The organism is Butyrivibrio sp. MC2013 (assembly GCF_000424585.1).
In the GTDB taxonomy this organism is placed as follows: domain Bacteria; phylum Bacillota; class Clostridia; order Lachnospirales; family Lachnospiraceae; genus Butyrivibrio.
This window is the reverse complement of record NZ_AUKE01000001.1, coordinates 339,603-357,255: the sequence shown is the minus strand read 5'-3', so window position 1 is coordinate 357,255 and position 17,653 is coordinate 339,603. Positions and strand designations below refer to the sequence as shown.

General features: G+C 44.9%; 7 protein-coding genes. 4 read left to right on the top strand and 3 right to left on the bottom strand.

Going from position 1 to position 17,653, the window contains the following annotated elements; all coding sequences use genetic code 11:
* Positions 1-249: 249 nt before the first annotated feature.
* The 3 genes from G636_RS16810 (at position 250) to G636_RS0101415 (ending at position 10,920) form a co-directional block, all read left to right on the top strand.
* Positions 250-8,409 (top strand): hypothetical protein, encoded by an 8,160-nt coding sequence (locus G636_RS16810; RefSeq protein ID WP_035778392.1) that lies wholly within the window; start codon positions 250-252, stop codon positions 8,407-8,409.
* Positions 8,410-8,616: 207 nt separating this feature from the next.
* A complete protein-coding gene (locus G636_RS19195; RefSeq protein WP_026506564.1) occupies positions 8,617-10,248 on the top strand; it encodes a hypothetical protein in 1,632 nt (543 codons plus the stop codon).
* Positions 10,249-10,359: 111 nt separating this feature from the next.
* Entirely contained in the window at positions 10,360-10,920 is a 561-nt protein-coding gene (locus G636_RS0101415) for a DUF3592 domain-containing protein (protein WP_155832286.1), read from the top strand.
* Between the two features lie 20 nt (positions 10,921-10,940).
* On the opposite strand, the gene G636_RS0101410 is transcribed toward G636_RS0101415, so the two are convergent.
* Together G636_RS0101410 and G636_RS16800 are read right to left on the bottom strand one after the other, a co-directional pair.
* Positions 10,941-12,785, bottom strand: a complete 1,845-nt coding sequence (locus G636_RS0101410) for an RsiV family protein (protein WP_026506562.1) — start codon at positions 12,783-12,785, stop codon at positions 10,941-10,943.
* Between the two features lie 60 nt (positions 12,786-12,845).
* Positions 12,846-14,090: a putative glycoside hydrolase gene (locus G636_RS16800; RefSeq protein WP_051226378.1), complete on the bottom strand. Its 1,245-nt coding sequence runs from the start codon at positions 14,088-14,090 to the stop codon at positions 12,846-12,848.
* Between the two features lie 132 nt (positions 14,091-14,222).
* On the opposite strand from G636_RS16800, the gene G636_RS0101400 reads away from it, so the two are divergent.
* Entirely contained in the window at positions 14,223-15,548 is a 1,326-nt protein-coding gene (locus tag G636_RS0101400; RefSeq protein ID WP_051226377.1) for an MFS transporter, read from the top strand.
* A 56-nt stretch (positions 15,549-15,604) separates the two neighbouring features.
* Here the strand turns inward: G636_RS0101400 and G636_RS0101395 are convergent, their stop codons facing one another.
* Positions 15,605-17,614 carry a methyl-accepting chemotaxis protein gene (locus G636_RS0101395; protein WP_026506560.1) on the bottom strand — a complete coding sequence of 670 codons (2,010 nt, stop codon included), beginning with the start codon at positions 17,612-17,614 and terminating at the stop codon, positions 15,605-15,607.
* Positions 17,615-17,653: the final 39 nt, after the last annotated feature.

The window sequence follows — 17,653 nt, the reverse complement described above, 5'->3', positions numbered from 1 at the left end:
GTAATGCCCTTTCTTGCTGCATTCAGAACAGTAAAGATAAATAAATTTAAGTGAAATAATTTAAATAAAATATATTAAATATAATAATTCAAAAATAGACTAAATGCCAAGAGAAAACTGACGATATAAAGTGTAGCGCATTTTTTGTGCCCTTTTATCAGTCAATAATCTAAAAAAAGGAGGTGTTTAGGGCTTTCATATAGTAACTTGGTGTAACGCTTTTATCAGTTTGTACGAAAGGAGAACCTAATGAAGAAAGGCTTTTTTAGAAGGCTGACGAGTCTTGGCTTGTCAGCAGCACTGGCGTTTACTTCGGCGGTGACAAGCGGACCGACTATAGAAGTTAAAGCGGCTCCGGTAGAACACAAAGTGACGCTTTCTTTTTTAGATGAAGAAAGTGAGCCTTATACTGCAGACCAGTTGGGATTGGAAGAATTGCCATTCCAGAATATCAGTCAGTATACGCCTGCAACAGATCCTGTATACGTACAGGTGAATGAGGCTGCGTTGACTAGGCCTGAAGCTGCTGTGTCTGCTGATTCTTTAGGCGATAATGTTTATTTGAAAGGAGAAGGCACATATACAGATAAAAGTGCAGAGCTTTATGATGATCAAGAAGCGTATACAGATTATGTAATGGCAGAATTTTCTCCTGGAGAGGATGGAGACCCATTTGCTGCGAGTACCTTCTATAGCTATAACTCGGAAACTGGTATTTACACTCTTCTGGAAGATGAGCCTGTGGAATTTGATGCTACACAGTACTATACCGTAGATTCCGAAGAGGCCTTTAATCCTGAAGGATTAAGTCCTGGTCAAGAAGCAATAGAGGGAAGTGACGTATCAAGTTACTACACAAGAAGCGGTGAAGAAGGCAGTTACGTATATACACCGTGTGGCGAGAATGCAAAGTGTACAGTAGATGGAGTTTACTATAATAAGACATCTGATGGCACTCCTGCAAGTGGCGCTAACGAAGATGCGGTATTTGATATTCCTGAAGTGCCTGAAAGAGAAGGATATACAGGTGCTTGGTCATTTACTGCTCCCACTGGCGCAGAAGAAAGTGTTGTCTATGATGATGATGAGGGAACTCTGACAATTGACGGAGAATGGCTAAATGATTCTACTGTGTATAATTCCGGTTACGAAGCAGTATTCACCGCAGAATACACAGTAATTCAGCAAAATGTTCTGACAGTAGAAGGCATGGAGTATGCTACTACTTATTCTGCTGCAACTGATACAGGAACTGTTACTGTTAATAATACAGCTGGCACTATCACTTTCACACCTAAATACAGTACAGGAAACTATCCTGGTGAGATGAACGGCAATGTAAGCTGGCATCCTAACCATACAACAGGTTATTTCCTGGCATTTAAGGCATCTGTTCCTGAAGAATATACCATAACAAGAACTTGGGAAGGTGGCGCAGAAGGAACTAAGGAACAGGTCAAAGAGTTTGCGCTTGTAAGGCCTTGGGCAAGAAATGGCGATAGGATCACATTCAAGGTTTATAATGACTCGAATGATGTAGTCCAGACTAAGACATATACTCTTAATGTTGCAGGATATGTAGGCGGACCTCTTGATGCTGATTCTGCTAATCTTCCTGCAGCAAGTCTGCTTGGCAAGTCTAGTGCTGCAGACCTTCAGAGTAATATTGCATTTACATTTGATCCTGTACCTACAAGTGAAACTAAGCTGTTCGACTATGGCGAATTCCAGGATGGTTCCTGCTATGGTGGAACAGGTACAGTTACAGGTAAATTAAAATATCAGGAAAGCTATCCTGATTGGGGTGCAGCTGATGGCGGATATTTCCTTGCGTTCCATATCAATTCTGATTACAAGTACATGAAGGGTATGGAGCTCGTTAATGACCCTCAGGCCAGGATCTATGTTGCAACATCCGATGGCGAACCTCTCGAAGAAGGAAAGACCTATGGATGGAGACAGGTAGATTACAATGACTTCGTAAATATCTGGCAGATAAAGGGCAATCCTGCCGGCAAGAAACTTGTGATCAAAAAAGTATTTGCCGATGAACTGCCTGAAGATATCGGCGATGGAGACGAGACCGGTGCACTTGCTGGCGGCGATAAGGATGTTTACTACATCTATGACCTTTCAGCACTGCAGCTTGAGAAGGTTATCAAGTTTGATGCTAACGGCGGAAGCGGCAGTATGGATATCATGCGTGAAGCTGATATGACAGAAGGTGCTACTCTTCCTGCATGCACATTTACAAATGAAGGTAAGTTTTTCACAGGCTGGGCACTGACAGAAGACGCAACAGAAGCCACAATATTAGATGAGGCAACAATTAGCTCTCTTGGTGCCAGCGCATTTGATAATGGCGTTCTCACACTCTATGCAGTATGGGAAGATTATGTAGAATACGGCCTTGTCGCTGGTGATGCTGATGAAGTGTTCGAAAAGGATAAGGACAATATTCAAAGTGGTATTACTATAAATGAAGACAAGATTACAGGTACTCTGAAGCCGATTACTGGATGGACTGCTTTTAGCAGCAAGGCAACAGAGCAATCAGGTCACTATATTTACCTTAAAGTTAATGGCAGTGAGCCTGCAAAGGTTGCTATAGTGCCTTCTTATGCTAATCCGAGTTTGGAAAATGGTGTTACTCTTGACTCAGACAGAGATATTGTTTTAAGAGTTACAAATAAGGATGAGCAAAAGGTTAAGGTTTGGTATGGAGAAGAAGAACCAAGGTTATATGACCTCTCAGGCCTTACACTTGAAGGATTTGCAGCAAGTGCAACATTTGGTTCGGGTGAGCAGGATCTGCTTGGTAAGGCACCTTCAGATCTTCAGACTGGTGTTGAAGTAACTGATGCTGCAATCACAGGAACACTGAAATATGTTTATGATTATGAGGATTTCAGTGGCAATGAGGATGAGCAGAACGGCCATTATCTTGCGCTTAATGTAGACGTTCCTAATGCTAAGTCGCTGAAGTATGGAATCAAGGGAACATATACAACAAATGCAACATCAGCAGAGCTGGAAGCAGGCCTTCTCGACAGAGAGCTTGTGATCATAGTTGATGAAGAATCACTTGCAGCTCCTTATGGCAAGCTGAATCTTGAAGTAACATATGAAGACGGCTCAGTTGAGAAGAGAGTATATGATGTTTCCGGACTGACATTAGCACCGGAGCCTGAGCCTGATTTTGAAGTAGTTAATCCTACAGTAGCTGATTTTGGATCAGTTTTTGGTAATAAGACACCTGAAGAAATTCAGAGTACTCTGACAATTACAGATGGCGAAAATGGCGCTATTGGAAACATTAGAGGCACATTGTATGAGGTTACAGGCTTCGCCGGATTTGGTAGCGCTCGTAGCTCAGGTTATTATCTGTCATTTGAGGTCCAGACAAGCGGAAAGGCACCTTCAAGTCTGGTTGCTTCATTTGAGAAGGATGGAGAAACGACAGGTATCCCTGCCGACCTTACAAATGATCCGGATAAAACAGCTCTATTCTTTATAGGTAACAAGGATGCAAGTACTCTTGTAGTTACTGCAGAATATGATGATGGCAAACCGGATGTTGTAAAGAAATATGATATTTCTGGACTGGAACTTGACGGTTTTGCTGCAAATACAATTATTCCTGAGAATACCGATTTCTTTGGCAAGACTCTGGCTGATATCCAGAGTGGTGTTGAGATTACAGACAATACAATTAGTGGAAGCCTGAAATATATTATTGACGGATGGAATCCTGGCACCTGGGGCGAAGACATGAGTAGTGGTCATTACCTCGCCCTTCATGTTGATGGAGCAACAACAGATACCGCGGTTGTAAGTGTAAGTGGAACAAGATATCCTGTAGATGCTTCTGATGGACTGATCCTCCTCTATGTAGGAAATGAAATTCCTGAAGGATCGAAGATCAGCCTTGAAAGAACATATGCAGATGAAAGTGTAGTGACAAGAGAGTATGACATCTCTGGCCTTACACTTGAGCCTAAACCTGTTGAAATTACCTTCACAGTTGACAGCGAAGATATTGAAGCAGTCAGCTACATGGAATTTGCTGACGAAGCAGCCTATGAGGAATATTTATCCGAAAACGGCGGTACTGATCTTGTACTTAATACAACTACAATATCAAGGGGCGGCGCTGGCTGGACAGCTGCAACTGAAACTTCACCTGCATTAGCTAAGGGAACATGTTATCCCGGACGCTTTGTTGTAGCTGATTTTTATATTGAATCACCGGCTTCGTATTATACATTTACAAGACTTGAAGCTGATGGCGCTGAGATTGCCGGAGAAGTAAATGGCGATTATTATTCAGGGGTCACACATTATCGTCTGGGTACACTTACAGCTGATTTCGAGGCTACTATCACAACAGCCAAGCTTCCTACGACTGCTTTGCAATTTGCGGGAGATGTCTATGACAGTGAGCATCCCGAAAAAGCAGGTTATGTGGGATACCTTAGCTCCTACAGTTCAAGCGATTACTTAAGTACCAGCTATAACAATCTGCAGTTTGAGTTGGTTAAGCCTGATACTGTAACAGAGTACAGGATGGATCCTGCTGCAACTTATGAAGTCACCAAGGGCAGCGGAGAATCTGGGAAGACAATTGACAAGGGCAGATTGAATATCAGGACTTCTCCTCCCGAATATTCATATGCGATGCTTCCGGAAGATGTAGTAAGAACTGCTGCTTTTGAAGGCGCTACTATCACCATAACAGCCAAGGTTATGTCAAGCGGCAAGCAGAAACAGAACCTCTACATGGATGTTGCCGGTGGTGCTGATGTCAAGGTTAAAGTCGGCGGAGAAGTATTAGATCCGGAGAACTGGAATAACTATGACTATGATGATTGGGGCCAGTATGCACTTGTACCTTATGGCAGGAATGCAACAGTAGAGCTGACAGCTGATACCGGATATGATCTGGGCGGTGTATATTATGTCAGCAAAGATGCTATTTCCAGCCAGCTGGAAGAGTTCTCAACTATTAGCGAACTCAGGAGCTGGGCTATCGAGAATGGTGAACTTACAGCCGGTACAACAGGCAAGGTTGTTAATAAGGTCAATGTCAGCGGCGGCAAGGCTCTTGTCAATATTTCCAATATGGACAAGTACTACTTCGTATTTGCCACTACCACATCTCGCTATGCACTTTTGGCAGATGGTAACGAAATAGCAAATGGAGCTACTATTGACGCTTATTACAATGTTCCTCAGACTATCACTTTGGTAAAAGGCGAGGCAGCTCAGAACCTTGGAACAGCAGCTACTACTATAACAGCTACTATTCCCGGTGCAACATCAGAGGCTGAGCCTGTTGATGTAACAGAGGCAGTATTTGGCGTAGCTTTATCTGATGCATACTATCAGGTATTCTCAGGCACGGCAAGTCAGGTACAGGGCAAAGAGGTTACTGTTAATATCAAGTCACTTGCTACAGAAGGCGAGGGCGAAGCTGCAAAGCCTGTATATGACTATACATTCAAGGTAAAAGTTTCCGAGCCTATAACAGGTATTGGCTTTAAGAGTACAGAGGAATTTGTACTGGCTCCCGGAACTACTAAAGTGATCGATCTTACAGTACCTGCAACAGGCTTTGATAAGAATTGCTATAAGCCTAAAGTTAGCGGCCTTGATTCAGAGTATGTTTCTGTTGCAAAGAGTGCTGATGGTAAATCACTGATACTGACAGTGGATCCTGATGATTATATTTACACTCGGGACAACCTCTACACTCTTAAACTGCTTGATAGTCATAATGTAACAACAGAACTCACAACAACAGGCATTGCCTTTACAGTAAGCACAGCTCAGGTAACAGGCGCAGACCTTAGTAAGATCAAGGCTACAGCCGGTGTTGATACTATCAAATTTGACTTCTCAGCAGTTAACGGATCGGATTCTACAGGTAAGTTTGATACCAAGACAGAAGGTCTGTATTATAGGATAACTGCAAATAACACTACTACAGGAACAGCTCTGGTTGCCGGATTTGCAAGTCATAGCGAAATCCTTGTTCCTGCAACAGCAACAAGCTATAACCTGATCCTGGTTGACAACGATAACGTAATAGCAGCAGATCCTCAGACATACACAGCCACTGTCGAACTGGTACAGCTAAAGACCGGAGGAGTGTTTGCTGTCAGCACCACCCCTTATACAAATGCTGAACTGGCAACTGTTGTAGGCGGCAAGTTTGCTACCAAGATCAGCTTCACCAAGAATAAGTCTGTTCCTAAGAAGCTCTATAATACAATGGATGAAGACTTTGTACTGGGCACTGTTAAGTACAACGCAGTAAATGGCAGCGAGATGCCCGTTCAGAGACTGTCCAAGGTAGAGATCCAGACTACAAAGGGTGAGCTTAGAGGTCAGATCACAGCCGGACAGGATCTGGGATTCCTGGCAGAGAAGGACAACGTAATAACCTTCAATCCTAGAGAATTCGGCCTTGTTGGTAAATTCAACGTTGTTGCATATGCACTTGAGCCTATGGGCAAAGAAGTTACCTGCAAGTATACTCTGAATATTGCTCAGGGTATTACAGGTGTTACAGTAACAGCTCCTTCAACTGTATATAAGACATCAGGAAAGAGCGCAACTGTTAAGGCCACTGTTACTTATACTCCTAACACCAAGCCTCTTCCTACCAAGAAGGTATCCTGGGCATTGACCAAGAATGCATATGGTACTATTCCATTTACATTAGCTGGTGTATCCATTAATAAGAAGGGTACTGTAACTATTGGTAAGAATGTAGTGATCCCTGATGATGGACTGGACTTCTACATCAAGGCTATTCCTGCAGATTATGCCGGACGTGAGAATGATGCAGCTTGTGATACAACCTATGTCAAAGTGCATGATATGAGAAATGCAGAAGCACCGGCTTATATCGAGATGGGCGACGTTGAGCTCAAGAACGGCGAAAGTTATGCTACATCAGAACTTAGCATGTGGGGCGGAATAATGCATCCTCAGGCATTTTATGCTGATATGACTCCGGTTAATGCTGAGAACGTAACGTATAAGGTATCCGGTCTTAAGGCTTATAAAGTCAATGGAAAGGTAGTTGGCTACTACGCTCCCAAGGCTAATGTAAAGAATGTGAGCATCAAGGCTACACTAAATGATGGCTCTAAGAAGAGCTATTCAGTCAAGTTTAATATCAAGTCAGATGAGAACCTTGAGCTGTATCTGGCAGATTATGATCACAGACCTATCGATATGGTAGGAGGCGCAAGCGAAGGAACATTCAATTCTGTCAATGACTATGCTTCAGGCAAGTATATGACTCTGGTTGTCAGCGGCAGGAATGGAGGTCTCATAGATCATACAGCCAAGTTTACCGGACTTAAGAAGGTATCAACAGCTACATATGATATGGATGAAGGATATCCCGGCACCATCTATACCCTTAATCCTACAGCCCATAATGCAAAGATTGTGATCAAGGATAATAAGACCGGTGAAACACAGACTATCAACCTGACTAACAGTAAGCTGGCTAAGGTATCCGCTTCCATCAAGGTTGCGGCTGTTAACTACTACGACACTTCCTATGATTCCAAGAAGGGCGTTGCTAAGCAGACCAATAAGAAGGGCACGATAATTGCAGATCTGTATTATCCTGGCCTTGATACCTATGAGGCAGCAGGCAGTGTCAACAAGGTTACATATACTGTGACCAAGTCCGGAACTGCAGTTGCAGATACCGATGTCATCATCAGTACAACAGATGCATATTTGGATGATGATCTGTTTGAACGAAACGGAGCTGTAAAAGTAGGCGAGTCAGAATACAAGATGCATACAGATGCCAAGGGACAGTTTGTTGTGGATTATGTAGACGCTGACGGAACATATCATATTCCTACTGGTAAACATAAGTTTACAGTCACACCTGTTGACGCAGAAGGTGTTGCTATAACCAAGACTGCAACAGTTACTCTTAAAGCAGCAGCTGCACCTAAGGCCAAGGTTAGCATCAAGTCCACAAGCTACAGCAAGTTTACAAGCTCTGCTGATATCAGTTTCAAGACTATGAGCAACATCGTATTCTTTGATACCGAAGCAGCAGGCGATGTTCCTGCCAAGGCAAATGCAGCATCCAGCGCATGGTTCACAGGAAAACTCCTTGGTGTCAACTCCAAGGGCGTGATCAACAAGTTTGCTACAGTATTCAGCACTACTACTCCGGTAGGCAAGCTCACCTGTGTCATGGATCCTAAGGACTATGATGCAGCTTACACAGCAAGTCCCAATAAGGGTATGCAGGGCTGGATCGAGTATCGCTGGATGAACCTGGATGGCACAACTGGAAGAGCAACAGTCAAAGTCACAGTTAAGCCTCCTAAGGGCGGACAGATCACCCCTGCTCCCGCAGGTTGATGATGTGTCAAGGCTTCTGAGATTAGACCCAAAAGCTATAAATAGCTAAAACAGAGGGCACCGGGACTACTTTGTCTTGGCGCCCTCTTAATTTGTTTCCTTTCTCATTACCTTATCATATCTCCCCATCCTGCCGATAATTAAATATATCTGTGCAATACAGCTGTTTTGATTAAGATTTTTTAAGGGTAGTGTGGAGGGATGATCATGAGAAGAAGGATATCTGTATTATTGCTGTCTATGCTAATGATCTTGTCGGCTGCTGGCTGTGCTGAGTCGGACGCACCGGATGCAGGAAGAGATGCTGCGGTGCCGGGTAATGCTCCTTCTGAGGAGGTCGCAGAGGAGGTCGCAGAGGAGATAGAAGAGGAGATAGAAGAGACTGGGGAGCCTGCCAAAGAGCAGGAAGAGCCTCTGGAAGAGGAAGCAGAAGCTGCTGAAACAGAAGAAGAGCTGGAAGAGGAAGAGGCCGAAGAGGAAGTAGAAGAAGGCAAGGTATATTATGACGACGAATTTACCAGGGCTGATGATTACGAGAAATACGGCGAGTCCGGCGATGCCGGGATGCAGGATCTCATCTGGCTGGAAGGCAAGATCACAGATTATAAGCTTTCGGAGCGCTATATGATCCTGAGCACTGATGAAGGAGACTGGCAGGTGTCCGTGGGCAGTGCAGGTACGGATTATTATTACGTTATGTGCGGCGAGCTTGTTGGCAAGAAGGTAAGAGTATTTGGTACCTATACCGGTTTTTCTAAGGACCTGGGCATGCCGACCATAGCTTTTCAGCCAAAGGAGTATTATAACTACGCTTTCAGGATAGAGACTGTGGATAACAGCTTCAGGCTGACCCAGCTGGATTACAGATTTGAAGATCCAAGGCTCGATAATGATAGGACCTACGGCAGGCTCACCTTCAAGGATTCATCCTCCTGGGACAGCAAGATGGTGGATGACAGCCTCATGTACTATACCTCTGATGATATGCCGGCCATCATTATGGGCCACGTGGAGCCTGTGACCAAGGCTTTTGACGAGATCAGCGAAGAGGATTATCTGGCTGATCTGGCATCAGAATATGTGGATTCTGCAGATGAGATCATTACCAAAGAGCCCTTTGAATTTGAAGGTTATCCTGCCCTGTGCTTTGAGAATACATGGACCGATGAAGATCTGCCTATGCCCATGAGCCTCTATTGCTATATGTTCATCGTTGATGATGAGTATTACTATTTTGGCTGCGGCGAGCCCTATCTCATAGGTGAGTCCAGTAAGCGCATTCTTCCTGCCATGCTAAAGGGTTTTAGTGTAGGAGATGAGTCTATAGCGGAATCAGCAAAAGAGGATAAGAAGGACAAGGATAAGGATAAAGACAATAAGGATAAAGAAACTAAGGATAAAGAAACAAAAGATAATAAGGATACAGCAAAGTCTGAAGAAAAAGCCTCAGAAGAAGCTCCCGCCCAGGCTCCTGCGGAACCCGCTCCCGAACCTGCTCCCGAACCTGCAGCTCCTGCCCGCGAGTTCCCCACAAGGGATGAGCTTCTGGGCAAGGTATTTTCCGAGACAGGTACCATTACCGTTACTGGCAAGAATAATGAAGGGAGCTTTTCTGATACTCAGGCCCTGCCTGACTTCCTGATGACAGCTGATATGCTGGTCAATTACAACGAAGCCACAGGCGTCACTTCCTTTAGCATGGATCAAAATGGCGAGTCCTATGCCACTACCATGAGGTTTACCTTTGGCGCCGACGGCAAGATCAGTTACACCGGCAGCATCTCCGTGGATGCACCCCAGTACACAGGAGAGGGCACAATCTACGGCAGTGAGAGATAATAATCTGTAAATATTCCTATATGTGCAACATTTTGGATCCTTTATCTGTTTTATAGATAAAGGATCCTTTTTGAGTTAAAATGTATTAGTTTATTGATGTAAGGAGTATGTATGGAACTGCAACAGTTTTTTATTGGATTATTGTTTATAGCGATCGCGCTTGTGATCTTCTATGCATCGGTGATAAAACCGGAGCTTAGTATGGCACCCAAATTCACACTATTTCTATCCCTGGTATTCGGCGCTCTGGGAGTGTGCTGCTGGGTCAGGATAGAATGGGCCGTTGCCTTTATAGGAATATGTGTATATCTCATGATGCTGGCATTTGCCCTGTCCGGAGTGATAAAGCCCTTTATCTATAGAAGGACCATTAGGGCCACTTATAAGGAACGAAAGGACAATGTACCGGTATATTCCAGGCGGGGCAGTGTATACTCAAGAGTATATATGGACTATGAGTATGACGGCGAGTCCTATCACAATTTCTCTCAGAACACTGTGGAATACAGGGACAAAAAGTTCAGGCCCGGCGAGAACTACAAGATATATGTCAATCCCGGTCACCCCGCCAATTTTGTTACCGGCATCTGGGCTTCCTTTTTTGGCTGCACATTTCTTCTGTTTTTCCTCGTAGCTATGGGCATTGGCACGTGGATGCAGTATTTTGGATGAATATCAGCTTGTCGAATAGATTACCCGGCGTACATTAGATTATCGAATAGGTCATCTACGGATACGCCGTCTATCTTTGCAGGGTATCCAATCTCGCTGTAATTCAGCCTTATCATCCTTCCGTCAGAGAGAGTGCAATCCACGTAGCTGTCCAGGTCTGAGTATACAGGCATGATCACATCCCCGGCCTTTAGCGTGATATCCTTCTCCAGGATCTCGCCCTCAGCGCTTATGAGATCGCATTTGATCTCCTTTTTGCAGCGCACGCCTTCGCCGTAGTAGTTCACATTTCGCCTTCTGTCTATGATCTCGGGATTGCCGTCTGAGCCCACTCTCCAATAGCCGTATGCACTAAAGGTGCCCAGCATGTCGCTGTGCTCTCCAAAGAGCATCCTGTCGGGATCTGTGAGCTGAGGCATGCCGCTTGCAGGGTACTCCTCGCCGTTTTCCACTTCTTCATAATGACTGCCAAAATAGCTGTCTCCCATGAATTTCAGATTGTCTTTGTTTATATCAAATACTGACCAGGTCCAGTAGTCATCCATGCCGCCTGTCTGAAGATAGAGGTAGTCTCGCTGGTCGTCAGTCCTTACATGATAGAGTCTCAGATCCTCTATTTCGCAGTAGAACCAGTCATTGGTATATTTGTAAGACTGATTGTCGATAGTAATTGTCACCCCTGTGATATAGCTGTAGTCATCGTCGTATTTTGTATCCAGTGTGACTAGTTCGTCCTTGCCATCTCCGTCTATATCCATTTTTTCTTCAAAAGGATGCCCCAGATTTTCTATATAGCCTTCAGGTGCTCCCATAGAATCTGATCTTAGAGCATCAGGCAGATATTTTTCTTCAAATATCTCGGGCTTTTCCTTGTATCCTATTACTACGTCTACGTCTCCGTCTGCAAAGGATGCCAGGGCATAGGGGGCAAAATAGAAATGTATGCCGTCAAAACCCAGGTACCAGTTGTATACGGAATATAATTCATCAGAGCCGCTTACTTCCTCAAGGCTGTAGGCATAGGTACTTAGGTTTTCTTCCAGTCCGCCAAAGGAATCCATGTACTCTTTGTCGGAGAAATTGCCGCCGTAATTAGAAATCTTATCATAGAGGATTTTGTTCAGCTCATCTTTATCAATATTGATCACATCACTAAGGGCCAGCTCCTTGCCTGTAGATACGTCATAGCTTGCAGGCTCCAGCCAGCCATTGCCGTGAGCTCCGCCCAGATATTTGAATACGTTACTGGCATAGCTTATAACAGAGGCATCTGCTCTTTTTATAAATATGCTGTTGGTATTTTCAAAAGCGCCCATGAAGTAGTCTTCCTCGTACATACCGCGGGACTCCGCCATTTCTTCTTCTGCGGCCTTTTTTCTCTCCTTGTGAGTATCCATGTATTTGCTGAATAATGCATCATACAAAAGGGGATAATCCTCTTTGGAATCTGCAGATAACAGGAGATCTTCCTCCCTTCCCTTGTAGAGCTCTGTATAGGAGCCGTCTTCATCATAATAGTCACTAAAAAAGTCTCTGACTGTTATGTAAGTAGGAAGAGGACGATCTGCATCTTCTAAGCCACCTTTGCTGTCATCGCTTTCTGCTGCTTCGCCGTCTGTACTGCCTTCTGCAGCTTCGCCATCTGCGTCGTCTTTAGATGAAGCGCCATCTGCATCACTATCTCCTGCTTCGATGCCATCTGCTTTGCCATCTTCTTCTTCGCTGTTACCAGCTGCGTCTCCGTCCTGGCTGCTATTTGCATCAGCTTTTGCTGCATCACTGCCATCTGCCGGAGCTTTTGCGCTGCAGGCTGATGTCATGGTAAGGGTGGTGATCAGAAATAATGATATCAGTTTCTTTTTCATCTAAGTCCTCCTTATGCTGTGTTTAAGTGCCCTGCTTGGGGGTGTGATTCTGATGAAATTCTAATTACTGCTCCCTGCTTGTGGTGTTTTCTCGAAGGCTTCCCACTGGTATTTACAGGAAGGATTCCATATGATCCAGGAATCTATGCCGTTGTCAGCTACTGCCTGTATCTGCGCCTTGATCTCTTCCGCGCCGTATTTTCTGTATTTCTTAAGATATGAAGCTGTAAAGCCCTGGAGCCAGGGTCTCACTGCAGCTTGTTTTCCCGTTCCTTTGGGATTGACCCTTTTTAGTTCCTCAGCTGACTTTTTCATCGCCCCATCTATGGTCTCGTAGGGGTAGAGATCCGGATGGTCCAGGCCCATGCTCCCGTCATAATAGTGGGAGGGGTATATCATGGGGGAGAGGTATTCACAGTTCATGGACAGGCTCCCATATTCCTGCCCTACGATATCCCTGTCAATATCCGAAGCTATGACTGTGCCAAAGAGGTCCAGGGACAGTGGGATATTTTCCCTGATGAGACTCTGGTGGGCTCTCCTTACAAAGCTGGAGATACCGTGGCGCTTTACATATCCGTTAATGCCGCTGTCCTCTTCCTTTAGGCCTGTGGGATATCTCACATAATCAAACTGCACTTCGTCAAAGCCTGCCTTGCCGCAGCCCGCGGCCACCTCTATCAGGTAGTCACCTGCCTCCTTGTTTCTGGGATCGATCCAGCTAAAGCCCTTGGCATCGGTATAGACAGCTCCGTTTCCGTCCTTGAGCATCCAATCGGGCTTTACCTCATCTATATAGGGATCCCTGAAAGCTACGCACCTGGCGATAGCATAGATCCCGTGCTCGTGGAGCTTGTCCATCAGCCCAGGCATATCCCTGACGAGTATATTCTCAGAGCCTGCCTCATCCACCAGGGGAGAGTCCATATCAAATACTATATTGCCTTCGTCATTCTTGACATCTATCACTACTGCATTGATATCGCATTTATCTATATGTTCTATGATCTCATCCATCATGGATGTGCTGCCTGCCACATACGCACTGACATAGATCCCGTGGATAGGCTTGTTATCATCATTTTCATTTTCGGCTGAAGCGGAAGCGTCATGTCTCTCTTGGCCTGCTTTTGTGGCACTATTACCATTTCCCGCTGCAAAGGCAGCGCCGCCTTGCCCTGCGGACAATGCCAGTATTAGAGCGATAGCAGTAAGCTGTGATGCCTTTTTGATTTTGGAGATTATATAGTTTCCTTCCGAATTTTTTATATCTATACTATACTTCTTAATCCTATTAATGAACATACTAAAAGAATGGCTCCTATATTCTTTCTGCGTCTTTCTTATAAAAAACAAACTTTACCATGGACTAATACAGAATAATAATATACAATTGCTTCTGCACAAAAAGATACATACAGAAAGGATTATAACATAATGGAACAATCAATTAGTAACTCCGGATGGCGTAATAACAAATGGATACGCGCCGCCATTCCAGCATTGCTGCTGCATTGCAGTATTGGAACAGTATATTGCTGGTCAATCTTCAGCCAGGAGGTCGCTGATTATATAGGCCATTCTAAGAGCGCTACAGAATGGGCTTTTTCCTTTGCAATATTCTTCCTTGGCATGTCAGCTGCATTCCTTGGAAATATAGTGGAAAAAGATATTCACAAGTCATCACTTATAGCAACAATCTGCTTTGCAGCCGGCATGTTTTTGACAGGTGTATTTATTCGATATGGCGGTATGCACAAGGGAAGTCCTGTAGCCTTAATAGGAATTTATCTCAGTTATGGACTCATCATGGGAATTGGTCTCGGAACCGGATATCTCTCACCGGTGAAGACTCTGATGCTCTGGTTTCAGGATCGAAAAGGACTTGCCACCGGACTTGCAGTAGCAGGTTTTGGTGCTGCCAAGGCTATTGCCAGTCCAATCATGCAGTCGATGCTCACAGGGCTTGGTGAAGGCGGAATATATAAAATGTTTATGATTCTTGCCGTTGTATACTGCGTGATGATGTTTGTCGGACACCTTCTTCTGGCCAAGCCGGCCGGATGGGTGGAGCCGCAGGATAAAAGTCAGAAACCCAAAATTATGCAGGTGTTAAAAACAAAGCCTATTACTAACTATATAGGAATATGGCTCATGTTTTATATTAATATCACCTGTGGTCTGGCTCTCATCTCTCAGGAAAAATCCATTGTTAAATGTATTGGCCTGGTAGGTGCAGCCGGAATAATATCAACTATTTCATCCTTATTCAATGCCGGTGGACGTTTGGGATTCTCTGCATGGGCAGATACTATGAAAGACAGAAATACCATATATAAGCTTATTTTTATTCTTTCCATAGCCTTTACAGCACTTGTAATGATTACCGGTGGAATTCGAAATGGAAGCGGTAATCCGATGCTCATTTTTCTTGTGCTGGCACTTATCTTTGTTGTAAATGCAGGATATGGAGGCGGATTCTCAAATGTGCCGACTCTGTTGTCTGACCATTATGGTATGGGCAGCATCAGTGCAATTCACGGCATTACACTTTCTGCCTGGGCCTTTGCCGGACTTACCGGAAACCAGGTAGCTACCTATATTGTTAATCACACCGGAGCATTCGATAAAGAAGTTGTAGATGCCCTTGGAAATGTTTCTATGGTTAATCCGGTAGGCTATCAGAATGTTTTGATCTTTACATTAGCACTGTATATCATTGCTTTTCTTTTAAGCCTTGTTCTTGTTAAAAAAACAAAGTAATTGAGAGTCATGGGGACGTAACAGATTGATCGATGTTACGTCCCCATGACTCTTTTTTAAACAGTATACGCTGAAAGGTCTTTGTTGATCTCTTTTGAATATCCGCCCAGCTTCTCGGAGACAGTGGTGATATTGTCGGTCTCGACCTTGAGCTTGCCTGCTTCCTGGAGGATGGTGTCGCTCAGGCTCAGCACTTCGTTGATGTCTGTTACCTGCTCCTTGGTGGAAGCTGCGTTTTGAGAAGCAACCTGGTCGATCTTCTCTATACCACTTGTGATGATGCGGATGCCGTCTGTAGCTTTTTCTACATCGCCGTATATGATGTCAAAAGAGCTGTTGGCGCCTTCCACGCCCTTTATGCAGGCTTCCATATCCTTGCCGGCGGCATCTGCCTTGGCATTGATATTTTCTATATTTCTGGTGATATCTTCTACCAGTGATCTGATGGTCTCTGTTGCTTCTGCGGACTGATTGGCCAGTACGCCTACCTCTGTGGCTACTATGGCAAAGCCCTTGCCTGCTTCGCCGGCTCTTGCTGCTTCAATAGAGGCATTGAGGGACAATAGATTGGTCTGGCTGGAGATGGCATTGATGGTCTCCGTGATGCCAGTGATCTCTTCTACGGATCTGGCTGTCTCTTTTATGAGGCTTGTCAGCTCGCCTATGGTGGTGTCCAGGGTATTTACATTGCGTGTCATGAGCTCCATCTCTTCTTTGCCTGTGCTGGAAGCATCCAGGGTCTCGGAGCAGAGCTTCATGACGTCGTCTGCCTTGCCCGAGAGCTCGCCGCTGGTGATAGCCAGCGCATCTGCTGCATGGGCTATGTCTTCTATGGAGCCGTTCATGCTGCCCAGGGTGCCATTTAGTCTTTCGATGGACTGGCTCTGATTCTTGTTTGCATCTGCAAGAGTATGGGATATGTCATAACAGTCATCGGCTCTGCGGTTCATGGATCCTGCTATGCCGGTGAGACTGTTTATGGTCGAGCGCATCTTTTCTTTGTAATCATTGAGACTTTCTGCAAGGGTGGTGATCTCGTTGTTGCCTTCGGGTGTGATATTGACTGTAAAGTCGCCCCTACTGATCTCGGTGATGCTCTCTGTGATCTTGGTCACAGGATTTATGGCTCCTCTGATTATGATGTATATCAGTATGGACAGGAGTAGCAGGCAGATAATGGTTGATAAGAGGGTGATCCCCACAGCATTTACTATGCTGCTTGTTATTATGGAATAGGGTACTGCGCTGACTACTGCCCAGCTGGTATCCTCTATGTCTGTGGCGGCAAACATCATTTTGCCTGCGCCGGTACTTGCAGTGGCTATCCTGCTTCCGTCTGTGGTAGAAGAGGTATCCATCCCTGAGAATACGCTGCTGAGCCCTGCAAGAACGGGATCCGAGGAGCTTGTGATGACTTCGTCTATGGCGTTCTTTTCACTGCTGGCCAGGACTTTGCCGCTGTCCTTGTTGATGATGTAATATCTGGTATCTGAAGAGATGGATTCAAAAGAATCTGTCATCTCAGTGACTTTACCAAAATTTACATCAGCGCTTAGTACCACGCCATCTCTTACCATCACAGAGCATGCCAGGCAGGTATTGCCTGTGGATGCATCCAGATAGGGATCAGATGTGAATATATCGCCATTCTTACTAAGGGCTCCTGTATACCAGACTCTGTCTGTAAAGACAAAATCAGAATCAGGGACCCATCCCGAGCCGTCCAGAAATAGATTCTCGTTGCCAAAAGCTATATAGATATCCTGAGAATCCGGATCATTTGCAGTCAGCATCAGCAGGAGATTAAGGGTATTATCGGCTGACATGCCGGGAACATTCTTGATGATGTCCGCAGTCCTTTGTACTCTTTCCTCAATCTTGCTCCACCATCCGCTGATCTCGCTGGAATAGGTGACGGACTCGCCCGCCAGCACATCATAGGTCAGTGAAGTGATATTCCTGTATTCCTGCCAGATGTTGATGGAGGTGATGAGCAGTATCACAATAGCAGCGTAGGCAATGATCTTGAAGAGCAGGGTGTTCTTCAGCGATTTACGTTTGTTCATGCCATTTTCCTTTCTTAAAGGGTGAGTGACTTTCTCTCA

What these genes read in the sequence shown, in the direction of transcription:
- G636_RS16810 (WP_035778392.1), top strand. Translation starts at nt 250, where the DNA reads ATGAAGAAAGGCTTTTTTAGAAGGCTGACGAGTCTTGGCTTGTCAGCA.
- G636_RS19195 (WP_026506564.1), top strand. Translation starts at nt 8,617, where the DNA reads ATGAGAAGAAGGATATCTGTATTATTGCTGTCTATGCTAATGATCTTG.
- G636_RS0101415 (WP_155832286.1), top strand. Translation starts at nt 10,360, where the DNA reads ATGGAACTGCAACAGTTTTTTATTGGATTATTGTTTATAGCGATCGCG.
- G636_RS0101410 (WP_026506562.1), bottom strand. Translation starts at nt 12,785, where the DNA reads ATGAAAAAGAAACTGATATCATTATTTCTGATCACCACCCTTACCATG.
- G636_RS16800 (WP_051226378.1), bottom strand. Translation starts at nt 14,090, where the DNA reads ATGTTCATTAATAGGATTAAGAAGTATAGTATAGATATAAAAAATTCG.
- G636_RS0101400 (WP_051226377.1), top strand. Translation starts at nt 14,223, where the DNA reads ATGGAACAATCAATTAGTAACTCCGGATGGCGTAATAACAAATGGATA.
- G636_RS0101395 (WP_026506560.1), bottom strand. Translation starts at nt 17,614, where the DNA reads ATGAACAAACGTAAATCGCTGAAGAACACCCTGCTCTTCAAGATCATT.